Source organism: Pseudomonas sp. CAM1A (genome assembly GCF_047501685.1).
GTDB lineage: Bacteria > Pseudomonadota > Gammaproteobacteria > Pseudomonadales > Pseudomonadaceae > Aquipseudomonas.
This window is the reverse complement of sequence record NZ_JBFNXP010000006.1, coordinates 191,352-203,239: the sequence shown is the minus strand read 5'-3', so window position 1 is coordinate 203,239 and position 11,888 is coordinate 191,352. Positions and strand designations below refer to the sequence as shown.

At 62.8% G+C, this 11,888-nt stretch carries 12 protein-coding genes and 4 tRNA genes; 8 read left to right on the top strand and 8 right to left on the bottom strand.

The genetic code is table 11. From position 1 onward, the window contains the following. Positions 1 to 17: 17 nt before the first annotated feature. From ABZO33_RS16505 to folD, 8 genes are all read right to left on the bottom strand, one after another. Positions 18 to 509 (bottom strand): Lrp/AsnC family transcriptional regulator, encoded by a 492-nt coding sequence (locus ABZO33_RS16505; RefSeq protein ID WP_414536900.1) that lies wholly within the window; start codon positions 507 to 509, stop codon positions 18 to 20. 13 nt (positions 510 to 522) lie between these two features. Further along, positions 523 to 1,341, bottom strand: a complete 819-nt coding sequence (locus ABZO33_RS16500; protein ID WP_414536899.1) for an ABC transporter ATP-binding protein — start codon at positions 1,339 to 1,341, stop codon at positions 523 to 525. Between the two features lie 4 nt (positions 1,342 to 1,345). Then, positions 1,346 to 2,059, bottom strand: a complete 714-nt coding sequence (locus ABZO33_RS16495; RefSeq protein ID WP_401109250.1) for an ABC transporter permease — start codon at positions 2,057 to 2,059, stop codon at positions 1,346 to 1,348. Next, positions 2,056 to 2,763, bottom strand: a complete 708-nt coding sequence (locus tag ABZO33_RS16490) for an ABC transporter permease (protein WP_414536898.1) — start codon at positions 2,761 to 2,763, stop codon at positions 2,056 to 2,058. The genes ABZO33_RS16495 and ABZO33_RS16490 overlap by 4 nt, the downstream gene beginning before the upstream one ends. Before the next feature lie 70 nt (positions 2,764 to 2,833). Then, the gene (locus ABZO33_RS16485; protein WP_414536897.1) at positions 2,834 to 3,616 is read right to left on the bottom strand and encodes an ABC transporter substrate-binding protein; all 783 of its coding nucleotides are present in this window, start codon (positions 3,614 to 3,616) and stop codon (positions 2,834 to 2,836) included. Positions 3,617 to 3,865: 249 nt separating this feature from the next. After that, positions 3,866 to 4,912 (bottom strand): ornithine cyclodeaminase, encoded by a 1,047-nt coding sequence (locus ABZO33_RS16480; protein ID WP_414536896.1) that lies wholly within the window; start codon positions 4,910 to 4,912, stop codon positions 3,866 to 3,868. A 19-nt stretch (positions 4,913 to 4,931) separates the two neighbouring features. Continuing rightward, on the bottom strand, positions 4,932 to 5,849 hold the full coding sequence (gene ctlX, locus ABZO33_RS16475; protein ID WP_414536895.1) for a citrulline utilization hydrolase CtlX: 918 nt from the start codon (positions 5,847 to 5,849) through the stop codon (positions 4,932 to 4,934). Between the two features lie 208 nt (positions 5,850 to 6,057). Further along, the gene (gene folD / locus ABZO33_RS16470; RefSeq protein WP_160290970.1) at positions 6,058 to 6,912 is read right to left on the bottom strand and encodes a bifunctional methylenetetrahydrofolate dehydrogenase/methenyltetrahydrofolate cyclohydrolase FolD; all 855 of its coding nucleotides are present in this window, start codon (positions 6,910 to 6,912) and stop codon (positions 6,058 to 6,060) included. Between the two features lie 255 nt (positions 6,913 to 7,167). On the opposite strand from folD, the gene ABZO33_RS16465 reads away from it, so the two are divergent. The 8 genes from ABZO33_RS16465 to clpX all read left to right on the top strand — a co-directional run bounded on the left by ABZO33_RS16465 (position 7,168) and on the right by clpX (position 11,745). Beyond that, positions 7,168 to 7,244 (top strand) — tRNA-Arg (locus ABZO33_RS16465). Positions 7,245 to 7,278: 34 nt separating this feature from the next. After that, positions 7,279 to 7,354: transfer RNA gene (locus ABZO33_RS16460), tRNA-His, on the top strand. A gap of 56 nt (positions 7,355 to 7,410) precedes the next feature. Beyond that, positions 7,411 to 7,495: transfer RNA gene (locus tag ABZO33_RS16455), tRNA-Leu, on the top strand. A gap of 36 nt (positions 7,496 to 7,531) precedes the next feature. After that, positions 7,532 to 7,607: transfer RNA gene (locus tag ABZO33_RS16450), tRNA-His, on the top strand. Between the two features lie 151 nt (positions 7,608 to 7,758). After that, the gene (locus ABZO33_RS16445; protein ID WP_367858415.1) at positions 7,759 to 8,058 is read left to right on the top strand and encodes a DUF6388 family protein; all 300 of its coding nucleotides are present in this window, start codon (positions 7,759 to 7,761) and stop codon (positions 8,056 to 8,058) included. 248 nt (positions 8,059 to 8,306) lie between these two features. Next, positions 8,307 to 9,620, top strand: coding sequence for a trigger factor (gene tig, locus ABZO33_RS16440; protein ID WP_414536894.1), 1,314 nt, complete (start codon positions 8,307 to 8,309; stop codon positions 9,618 to 9,620). 91 nt (positions 9,621 to 9,711) lie between these two features. Continuing rightward, a complete protein-coding gene (clpP, locus tag ABZO33_RS16435) occupies positions 9,712 to 10,353 on the top strand; it encodes an ATP-dependent Clp endopeptidase proteolytic subunit ClpP (protein ID WP_023629742.1) in 642 nt (213 codons plus the stop codon). A 108-nt stretch (positions 10,354 to 10,461) separates the two neighbouring features. Further along, the gene (clpX, locus tag ABZO33_RS16430) at positions 10,462 to 11,745 is read left to right on the top strand and encodes an ATP-dependent Clp protease ATP-binding subunit ClpX (RefSeq protein WP_414536893.1); all 1,284 of its coding nucleotides are present in this window, start codon (positions 10,462 to 10,464) and stop codon (positions 11,743 to 11,745) included. Positions 11,746 to 11,888: the final 143 nt, after the last annotated feature.

Sequence of the window (11,888 nt, the reverse complement as noted above, 5' to 3'; positions counted from 1 at the left end):
CGGGTACCGCCGCGGTGTTACACCTGCGGCGCGGTACTCTTCACCGCCGCCAGTTCCGGGTGCGCCACCAGCTTGTCGATATGCAGCTCGTCGTTGTTCATCCAGGTCTCGGTCAGCACCCGGTAATGCTCCATGTCGCGGCAACGCATGCGCAGGCTGTAGTCGAAGTGCCCGCTGATCAGCTGGCACTCGTAGACCTGCGGGCAGGCGCGCACGGTGGCTTCGAAGGCCCGTTGCGCCGAGCGCCCGCTCTGGTTGGACAAGGCCACCAGTACCAGCAGCGACAGCCCAGGGGAAACCTGCTGCAGGTCGATGATCGCCCCGTATCCGCGTATAACCCCGCGCCGCTCCAGCTTGCGCACCCGCTCCAGGCAGGGCCTGGGGGTCAGGTGCACAAGGGTGGAGAGCTTTTCGTAGGTGATCCTTCCGTGGTGGCGCAGCACGTCGATGATCGCTTCGTCGATGCGATCCAGCGGTGCCGCGGTGGAGCTGATGGCCTTGCTATCCATATACGGCTTGACTTCACTTGAGACGGTTGGAGAGGAACTGCCGCAGGCGCTCGCTCTGTGGCCGGTCGAGGATCTCGGCGCTGCCGTTTTCCTCGACCAGGCCCTGGTGCAGGAACAGCACCTGGCTCGACACCTGGCGGGCGAACCCCATTTCATGGGTGACCATGAGCATGGTACGTCCTTCCTCGGCGAGCGTCTGTATCACCTTGAGCACTTCGCCGACCAATTCCGGGTCGAGTGCCGAGGTGGGCTCGTCGAACAGGATGATTTCCGGCTCCATGGCCAGCGCCCGGGCGATGGCGACGCGCTGTTGCTGGCCGCCGGAGAGAAACGCCGGGTACTGGTCGGCGGCGCGGGCCGGCAGGCCGACCTTGTCCAGGTACTTGCGCGCCCGCGCCTCGGCTTCGCCGGCGCTGACACCCAGCACCTTGCGCGGCGCCAGGCAGATGTTCTCAAGCACCGTCAGGTGGCTCCACAGGTTGAAGTGCTGGAACACCATGGCCAGGCGTGTGCGCAGGTTCTGCAACTGGGCCGGCGGCGGGGTGCGGGTGCCGGGGTTGATCTGCAGGGTCTGGCCGTCGAGGGTGATGCTGCCGGCATTGGGTTGCTCGAGGAAGTTGATGCAGCGCAGGAAGGTGCTCTTGCCCGAGCCGCTGGCGCCGATCAGGCTGATCACGTCGCCCTTGCGCGCCTGCAGCGAGACGCCCTTGAGCACCTGGTGCTCGCCGTAGTACTTGTGCAGGCCCTCGACGCTGAGCTTGAGGGTGCCGGCATGGGCACGGGCTGTAGGTGCCTGTTCGAAGGTGGTGAGTGGCAGTGCGGTAGCGTTCATGGGTTCAGCCTCGTACAGGGTCAAGGAAGCGCATCCAGCGCCGTTCGGCCACGCGGAACAGACCGACCAGGGCGAAGGACAGCAGCATGTACAGTAGGGCGGCCACGCCGAAGGCCTGGAAGGTCAGGAAAGTTGCGGCGTTGGCGTCGCGGGCGACCTTGAGGATGTCGGCGACGGTGGCGGTAAAGGCTAGCGAAGTGGCATGCAGCATCAGGATCAGCTCGTTGCTGTAGGCCGGCAGCGAGCGGCGCAGGGCGGCGGGCAGCACCAGGAACAGGTTGAGCTTCCAGCCGCGCAGGCCATAGGCCTGGGCCGCCTCCAGCTCGCCGGCCGGCAGGTTGCGGATGGCCCCGGCGAAGATTTCCACGGTGTAGGCGCAGGTGTTGAGCACGAACGCCAACAAGGTGCAGTTGAGCGCGTTGCGGAAAAACTGGTCGAGCAGGGCGTGGTCGCGTACCACCTGCAGGCTGTAGAGCCCGGTGTAGCAGATCAGCAGCTGGATATAGAGCGGCGTGCCGCGGAATACGAAGGTGTAAAGCTGCACCGGCAGGCGCAGCCAGGCATGACGCGAAGTACGCGCCAGGGCCAGGGGCAGCGACAAGGCGAAGCCCAGCACCATGCTGGCCAGAAACAGCCAGAGGGTCATGGCCAGGCCCGACAGACCAGTGCCATCGTTATAGAGGTAGGCCAGGCCGTATTCCTGAAGGAGTTCGATCATCGCGCCAGCTCCTTGATGCCGGTGTTGTAGCGCCGCTCGAGGTGCTTGAGCAGGCGATTGGACAAGGTGGTGATGACCAGGTAGACCAGGCCCGCCAGGCACAGGAAGAACAGCATGTCATTGGTGGTCTTGCCGGCGTTCTGCGCGGCCTTGACCAGGTCGGCCAGGCCGATGATCGACACCAGCGCGGTGGACTTGAGCAATACCAGCCAGTTGTTGCCCAGCCCCGGCAGGGCGAAACGCATCAGTTGCGGGAACAGCACCAGCCGAAACCGCTGTGCCCGGCTCAGGCCATAGGCGGTGGCGGCCTCCAGCTGCCCGGTGGGTACGCTGAGGATGGCGCCGCGGAAGTTCTCGGTGAAGTAGGCGCCGTAGATGAAGCCCAGGGTGACTACCCCGGCGCTGAACGGGTCGATTTCGACATAGTCCCAGCCCAGCATCTCGGTCAGGTCGTTGAGCCAGATCTGCATGCTGTAGAAGATCAGCAGGATCAGCACCAGGTCGGGGACGCTGCGGATCAGCGTGGTGTAGAGGGTGGCCGGGAGGCGCAGCAGCCTGGATCGCGACAGCTTGGCACTGGCACCGACCAGACCCAGTGTGAGGCTCAGTGCCAGTGACAGCAGGGCCAGCTTGAGGGTCATCCAGGTGCCCTGAGCCAGCAGCGGGCCGAAGCCTTGCAGGCCGCTTGTGAGGAAGTCGTGCATAGGAGGGATCTCGCGGGGAGGCTATCGCGGGGCCAGCCCGCTCCCACAGGGAGGCAGGCGGCCCGCCGGGTCACTCGTTGTAGATATCCACGTCGCCGACGTACTTCTTCTGGATCTCGGCGTAGGTGCCGTCGGCATGGATCATGGCGATGCCCTTGTCGAGCAGGGCCTTGAGTTCGGGATCGCTCTTGCGCAGGCCCATGGCGATGTCCAGCGGTAAGGTTGGGTCCTTGATCGCCGGACCGCTCCTGAAGTCGGCGCCTTCGGGCTTGGAGAGGAAGTTGAGCTGGGCTTCGAGCTTGTCGGTGACGGTGGCGTCGAGGCGGCCATTGATCAGGTCGGCGTAGTTCTGGTCCTGGCTCTGGTAGGCCTTGACCTGCGCGCCCTGCGGCGCCAGCACGGCACGGGCGTAGGCTTCCTGCAGCGAACCCTGGAGCACGCCGACCTGCTTGCCCTTGAGCGATTCGGTGGTGTCGCCGAAGTCGGCCGACTTGCGCACGATCACCGAGGTGGGGCTGAGGAACAAGCGGCTGGTGAAGTCGATCTGCTTCAGGCGTGCCGGGGTGACGGCCATGGAGGACATGATGGCGTCGAACTTGCGGGCGCGCAGGGCCGGGATCATGCCGTCGAACTCGTTGTGCACCCAGGTGCACTTGACCTGCAGCTTGGCGCAGATGGCATTGCCCAGGTCGATGTCGAAGCCTTGCAGGCTGCCATCGGCGGCGACGGATTCGAAAGGTGGGTATTCGGGGAAGACGCCGAAGCGGATCTCGGTCCACTCCTTGGCCTGGGCAGCGCTGGTGGCACACAACGAGAACAGCAGCACGCCGAGGCGTTTTCGCATGGAGAACATGGTCTTGGGTCCCTGGGTGTTGTTATTGGTAGTAGGGCGGTTGATGCGTGTAGGTCCGTCGGTGACTCATTGGTCGCGCTCAGAATGCGCGAGATAGACAGGTTTTTTGTGTCGTTTGCCAGCGCATGGGAGGCCGGATTCGGCTGTTGGTGGGCTACTTGCAGCCGAAACGGCTGTTCCGACAAAGATTTATGGATGTGCGACAGCCGTTTCGGTGATTGGGGCCGCCAGGCGGCCCCGCATGTTCGGTCAGGCAGCACTGGCCTTGCGCTCAAGCCCTTTTGGCTGCAGCAAGGCAAACAGATCCTTCGGGTTCTCCAGTTCAGGCACCAGCGCAATGTCATGCCCGATGTCCAGAGCGCGGGCCACGTCCAGCACATAGCGCAGCGCCGAGTAGTCCTCCAGGGCGAAGCCGACCGAGTCGAACAACGTGACCTGCCCGGCGTTCTCACGGCCTGCGGCGCTGCCCTCGACCACCTGCCAGAACTCGGTGGTCGGCGAGTCGGCGGGCATCTGCTGGATCTCGCCTTCGATCCGGCTCTGCGGTTCGTACTCGACGATCACCCGGGCACGCTCGACGATGTCGCGGTGCAGCTCGGTCTTGCCCGGGCAGTCGCCGCCCACGGCATTGAGGTGCATGCCCGGCTCGATCAGCTCCGGGGTGAGGATAGTGGCGTAGGCCTTGTCGGCGGTGACCGTGGTGATGATGTCGGCGCCGTGTACTGCCTCGGCCACGCTGCCGGCGATGGTCAGCTTCAGTTGCGGGTAGCCGGCCAGGTTGGCTGCCAGCTTTTCAGAGGCGCCGCGGTCGATGTCGAACAGGTGGATCTCCTCGATGCCCAGCAGGGTGTGGAAGGCGATGGCCTGGAACTCGCTTTGCGAGCCGTTGCCGATCAGCGCCATGCGCTTGCTGTCCGGGCGCGCCAGGTAGCGGGCGGCCAGGGCCGAGGTGGCGGCGGTACGGATCGCGGTGGTCAGGGTCATCTCGCTGAGCAGCACCGGTGCGCCGGTATCGACATCGCCCAGGGCGCCGAAGGCCATCACGGTGAGCAGGCCGTTGTGGGTGTTCTTCGGGTGGCCGTTGACGTACTTGAAGGCGTACAGGCTGGCGTCGGACACCGGCATCAGCTCGATCACCCCGTCCGGCGAGTGGTTGGCCAGGCGCGCGCATTTCTCGAAGTCGTGCCAGCGCAGGTAGTCCTGGCGGATGTACTCGGCCATCTCGGCCAGGCAGGTGGGCAGGCCCTTGCGGTTGACCAGGCGGGCGAGGTCATTTACGTCGATGTAGCGGGTCATGATGGTTCTCCTTGGCGGGTCAGTGGCGCGAGGGCAGGTGGATTTCGGCGAGCATGCAGCGGGCGCTGCCGCCGCCGATGCGTTCGATATGGTCGATGTTCACCACCAGCGGATGGCTGTGGCGCTCGACCTGGCGGCGCTGCTGCGCACCGAGCGAGCGCCAGGCGCTGCGCGACATCACCAGCAGCGAGCGGCCGTCGCGGTCGTGGACCTCGAGCATGTTGCCGGCGAAGTTCTCCAGCTGATCGAAGTTCAGCGCCAGCACCTGTTTGCCGGTGTCGCGCAGCGAATGCTCCAGTGCGCGGCGTTCGTCTGGGTGGGGCAGGGCATCGAGGCAGGCCACGGCGAGCTGGCGGCCGACATTCATCATCACGTTGCTGTGGTAGATCGGCGCCTGCTGGCGGTCCATGGCGTGGAACAGGCACAGGCGGTAGTCCAGGTGCTCGGCGAACTGGCGCAGGGCGCGTTCGTGGGTGCGCCCGGAGTGGCAGGCGTAGCTGATGCGGTGCTCGCGGTCCAGGACCATGCTGCCGGTGCCTTCGAGGAACAGATTCTGCTGCTCCAGCGGGCTCAGGTCGATGGTGCGCTGGATGGCGAAGCGTTCGCTCAGCACGCCCAGTACACCCTTGCTGCGTTCCAGGCGGCGGTTCTTGCCCTCCATCGGGTAGAGCACCAGGCTGCCGTCGGCATGGCTGCTCCAGCAGTTGTTGGGGAAGATCGAGTCAGGGGTATGGGGCTCCGGGGTGTCCTGCACCACCAGTACGTCGACGCCGTGCTGGCGCAGGCTGTCGACGTACCCGTCGAACTCTTCCAGGGCCTTTGCGCTGGCGGTCTCAGGGTCCAGCGGCGCTTGCTGGAAGCGGTTGTTGGCGGCGGTGTCGGGGTTGAAGGCGAACCGCGCCGGGCGAATCATGAGGACGGTATTTGTTGTTTGCATTGGGCACGCATCCACAGGTGGGCTGTGTGACCATTGTCGGGGGGATCGGGAAGAGATCCCGGCTGAAGCGTGAGTGGGGGGCAGCCAGAAACAGCTGAAGTGGATGGGCTGGCAGCCAAATCGGCTGTATGCGGTTTTGGTGGGGCGGGAGTCAAAGAGAAACGGCGCCTCGAAGGGCGCCGTTTTCTTTATTGCCGGAACACCTTAATTACTTGTGCAGCTCTTCAGCCGCATACAGGGTGTTCTCCAGCAGGCACGCCCGGGTCATCGGGCCCACGCCGCCCGGCACCGGGGTGATCCAGCCGGCGCGGGGCAGGGCGGTCTCGTAGACCACGTCGCCGACCAGCTTGCCGTCTTCCTGGCGGTTGATGCCGACGTCGATGACGATGGCGCCTTCCTTGACCCACTCACCCTTGACCAGGCCCGGCTTGCCGGCAGCGACTACCACCAGGTCGGCGCGGCCGACGTGGCCGGCCAGGTCCTTGGTGAAACGGTGGCAGACGGTGACGGTGCAGCCGGCCAGCAGCAGCTCCATGGCCATCGGCCGGCCGACGATGTTGGACGCGCCGACGATCACCGCGTTCATGCCGTACAGGTCCTGGCCGGTGCTGTGCAGCAGGGTCATGATGCCTTTCGGGGTGCACGGGCGCAGCAGCGGGATGCGCTGGGCCAGGCGGCCGATGTTGTAGGGGTGGAAACCGTCCACGTCCTTGTCCGGGCGGATGCGCTCGAGTAGCAGCGAGGCGTCCAGATGCTCCGGCAGTGGCAGTTGCAGGAGAATGCCGTCGACTGCCGGGTCGTCGTTGAGCCGGTCGATCAGATCGGCCAAAGCTTGCTGCGTGGTATCGCTGGGCAGGTCGAACGCCTGGGAAATGAAGCCGACCTCTTCACAGTCCTTGCGCTTGTGCGAGACATAGACTTGGGAGGCCGGGTCGCTGCCGACCAGGATCACCGCCAGGCCTGGCGTGCGCAGGCCCTGCTGGCGGCGCTCGGCGACACGTTGGGCGATCTGCTGGCGCAGGTTGGCGGCGATCGCCTTGCCATCGATAAGGTGTGCAGTCATAGACGCGTGATTAACCATCGAGAAGGGAACATATATAAGAAGCGCACATTCTCGCACGACATGGCCCAAGGGCAAAGGCGGGTGGTCGGGCAAATCCCCTAACCCCTTCAATAATTTAAATTTTTTTGCGAAAGGTGTTGACGCCTCTCAGGGTCGCCTATAAGATTCGCCGCACTTGTCGGGCACTGCCTGGCACGGGTTGGCAAAGCCGGGCAGAATAAGTGATTCGCTTGTTCGGTTTGGCTGGAAGCTTAAGCGCCCGTAGCTCAGCTGGATAGAGCATCCGCCTTCTAAGCGGATGGTCGCAGGTTCGAGTCCTGCCGGGTGCGCCATTAGGCTCGGGCAAGTAAGCAGCAGCGCGTTATGGTGGGCGTAGCTCAGTTGGTAGAGCGCCGGATTGTGATTCCGGTTGTCGTGGGTTCGATTCCCATCGTCCACCCCAGATTTTTCAGGGGCGCCTCGATTAATGATCCGGCGCCCTTGTTCTAAGCGTTTCATGCGGACGTGGTGAAATTGGTAGACACACTGGATTTAGGTTCCAGCGGCGCAAGCTGTAAGAGTTCGAGTCTCTTCGTCCGCACCATGTTTCTGTAAGGCTGTACCGCAACACTGCATTATGGTGGGCGTAGCTCAGTTGGTAGAGCGCCGGATTGTGATTCCGGTTGTCGTGGGTTCGATTCCCATCGTCCACCCCATATTTGAAGAAGGCGCCCAGATCGAATGATCGGGCGCCTTTTTTGTTTCTGCCATCCAGTGCCTGTGGCTACTGGTGGTCAGGCGATAAAAGCTGTTAGATTTCAGCCGGTTGAATACCTGGCCGAACAGGCTGCCAGAGGAGTTGCGCAAATGATTGCAAAAGAGGCGCGCCAGGCCCTGGCGCTGCAGCGTTTCGCCGAGGCCAATCCGCAGTTGCTCGAAGAAGTCCGTGAGCTGGATGCCCGCGAGCAGGCCCAGCAGATCGAATGGGCGTTCGAGGATGCAGCCCAGGAGCAGGGTGTCCAGCCCTGGGAGTACGCGTTGCAGTTGATCGCCGAATCGCCGGAGCAGTTGCAGGCCATGCGCCTGGAGGTGCACCGCGAGGTGGCCGAGGCGTTGGGCCTGGCTTGGGAAGAATACTGCCAGTTCAACGAGATCGAACCGCAATAAAACTGGCGATCGCCCAGGCTGTTGTTTGTTTGACAAGGTTTTACAACTGCGCGGCATTCGAGGTGGCGCGCGGTCGTTACATGAATAGGCTCGACGCCCCGTCGTGCGGGCCTTCCAAGGAAATCGACCGGCGTGTTTCGCCGACAATCCGGGTGGGGTGACTTCTGGTGCGCGAGTCACTAGAATGTTTGCCCTTGATTCTGGAGTCGGGTTATCGCCGGCTAACGTCTGTGCAACGAGGAATATCCATGCAAGTTTCTGTTGAAAACACTTCCGCTCTCGAGCGCCGCATGACCATCGCCGTTCCGGCCGAGCGCGTCGAGAACGAAGTCAACAAGCGTCTGCAGCAGACTGCCAAGCGCGCCAAGATCGCGGGCTTCCGCCCGGGCAAGGTGCCGATGAGCGTGATCCGCCAGCGTTTCGAGGCCGATGCCCGTCAGGAAGCCTTCGGTGACCTGGTCCAGGCGTCCTTCTACGAAGCCATCGTCGAGCAGAAGCTGAACCCGGCCGGCGCGCCTGCCGTCGAGCCAAAATCGTTCGAAAAAGGCAAGGACCTCGAGTTCGTCGCCATCTTCGAAGTCTTCCCTGAGTTCACCGTTGCCGGTTTCGATTCGATCGCCGTCGAGCGCCTGAGCGCCGAAGTGGCTGACACCGATCTGGACAACATGCTGGAAGTCCTGCGCAAGCAGAACACCCGCTTCGAAGCCGTCGAGCGCGCCGCGCAGAACGACGACCAGGTCAACATCGACTTCGTCGGCAAGATCGACGGTGAAGCCTTCGCCGGTGGTTCGGCCAAGGGCACCCAGCTGGTGCTGGGTTCTGGCCGCATGATCCCAGGCTTCGAAGAAGGCCTGGTTGGCGCCAAGGCTGGCGAAGAGCGCGTGGTCAACGTGACCTTCCCAGAGGACTACCAGAACCTGGACCTGGCAGGCAAGGCCGCCGAGTTCACCATTACCGTCAACAGCGTTTCGGCTCCTGTGCTGCCAGAACTGAACGAAGCCTTCTTCGCCCAGTTCGGCATCAAGGAGTCGACCCTGGAAGGCTTCCGCGCCGAAGTTCGCAAGAACATGGAGCGTGAACTGCGCCAGGCCATCAAGACCAAGGTCAAGAACCAGGTCATGGACGGTCTGCTGGCCGCCAACCCGGTCGACGTGCCGAAAGCCCTGCTGGAAAACGAAGTCAACCGTCTGCGCGTGCAGGCCGTTCAGCAGTTCGGTGGCAACATCAAGCCTGAGCAGCTGCCAGCCGAGATGTTCGAAGAGCAGGCCAAGCGCCGCGTGGTCCTGGGTCTGATCGTTGCCGAAGTGGTCAAGCAGTTCGACCTGAAGCCGGACGAAGCCAAGGTTCGCGAAGTCATCGAAGAGATGGCCTCGGCCTACCAGGAGCCTGAGCAGGTCATCGCCTGGTACTACAAGAACGACCAGCAACTGAACGAAGTGCGTTCGGTTGTACTGGAAGAACAAGTTGTAGATACTGTCCTGCAGAAAGCGACTGTGACCGACAAATCGGTCTCGTACGAAGAAGCCGTGAAGCCAGCCCAGGCAGCCGCCGACGCTGAGTAACAGGCTACTCTCGTAGGAAACCCCCACAAGCCAGCCTTCGCGCTGGCTTGTGCGTATTCAAGCCATGACTATTTGGGAGTGAGTGCAGGACATGTCCCGCAATTCTTATATTCAGCAGAGCTCTGACATCCAGGCCGCGGGCGGCCTGGTCCCGATGGTTATCGAGCAGTCCGCCCGTGGCGAACGCGCCTACGACATCTATTCGCGCCTCCTGAAGGAGCGCGTGATCTTCCTGGTTGGCCCTGTAGAGGACTACATGGCCAACCTGGTAGTGGCGCAACTGCTGTTCCTTGAGGCGGAAAACCCGGACAAGGATATCCATCTTTACATCAACTCCCCAGGCGGTTCCGTGACGGCTGGCATGTCGATCTACGACACTATGCAGTTCATCAAGCCGGACGTCTCGACCATCTGTATCGGCCAGGCCTGCAGCATGGGCGCCTTCCTGCTCGCCGCTGGTGCAGCCGGCAAGCGCCACTGCCTGCCCAACTCGCGGGTGATGATTCACCAGCCGCTGGGCGGCTTCCAGGGCCAGGCGACCGATATCGAGATCCACGCCCAGGAAATCCTCAACATCAAGGCGCGCCTGAACGAGCTGTTGGCCCATCACACCGGCCAGCCGCTGGAAACCATCAAGCGCGACACCGAGCGTGACAACTTCATGAGCGCTGCGCGCGCGGCCGAGTACGGCCTGATCGACTCGGTCTACGACAAGCGGCAACTGGCATCCTGAAGCAATGCGCCAGAGCGGGTAGGTGCAGATTGCGCCTACCCGCGGACTTGAAAAAGCCAGCGATTGCCTTCATCTTGTGTTTCAAGCCTACCGGATTGGATCGATCGAATGACTGACACCCGTAACGGCGAGGACAACGGCAAATTGCTCTATTGCTCCTTCTGCGGCAAAAGCCAGCACGAAGTGCGCAAGTTGATTGCCGGCCCCTCGGTATTTATCTGCGACGAGTGCGTCGACCTGTGCAACGACATCATCCGTGAGGAGGTGCAGGAAGCCCAGGCCGAGAGCAACGCGCACAAGCTACCCTCGCCGAAAGAAATCAGCGGTATCCTGGACCAGTACGTGATTGGTCAGGAACGCGCGAAAAAGGTGCTGGCGGTAGCGGTGTACAACCACTACAAGCGCCTGAACCAGCGTGACAAGAAGGGCGACGAAGTCGAACTGGGCAAGAGCAACATCCTGCTGATCGGGCCGACCGGCTCGGGCAAGACGCTGCTGGCCGAGACACTCGCGCGCCTGCTGAACGTACCGTTCACCATTGCCGATGCCACCACCCTGACCGAAGCTGGTTATGTCGGTGAGGACGTCGAGAACATCATTCAGAAACTGCTGCAGAAGTGCGACTACGACGTGGAAAAGGCCCAGATGGGCATTGTCTACATCGACGAGATCGACAAGATCTCGCGCAAGTCGGACAACCCGTCCATCACCCGTGACGTCTCGGGCGAGGGCGTGCAGCAGGCGCTGTTGAAGCTGATCGAGGGCACTGTTGCCTCGGTGCCGCCGCAAGGCGGTCGCAAGCACCCGCAACAGGAGTTCCTGCAGGTTGATACCCGCAACATCCTGTTCATCTGCGGTGGCGCGTTCTCTGGCCTGGAAAAGGTCATCCAGAACCGCTCCACCAAGGGCGGCATCGGCTTCAGTGCCGAAGTGCGCAGCAAGGAAGAGGGCAAGAAGGTCGGCGAGTCGCTGCGTGAGGTCGAGCCGGACGATCTGGTCAAGTTCGGCCTGATTCCGGAGTTCGTCGGCCGTCTGCCGGTTCTGGCGACGCTGGACGAGCTGGACGAGGCTGCGCTGATGCAGATCCTCACCGAGCCGAAGAACGCGCTGACCAAGCAATACGCCAGGCTGTTCGAGATGGAAAGCGTCGACCTCGAGTTCCGCAGCGATGCACTCAAGGCCGTTGCGCGCAAAGCTCTGGAGCGCAAGACCGGCGCCCGTGGCCTGCGTTCGATCCTCGAGGGCGTGCTGCTCGACACCATGTACGAGATTCCTTCGCAGAAGGATGTCAGCAAAGTGGTGATCGACGAGAGCGTCATCGAAGGCTCTTCGCAGCCGCTGCTGATCTACGAGAACAGCGAGCCGCAAGCCAAGGCCGCTCCCGACGCCTGATCGGGAACGGGGTAGCAACAGGAAGGGGCCTTTTTGGCCCCTTTTTGCATTTCATGGCCTGGGCGCTTGTAATTTCCCAGGGCTGCCCCCACATTAGCCCCAAGCACCATTTCCAACGGTTTCCGGCCACATGGCCGCTGTAG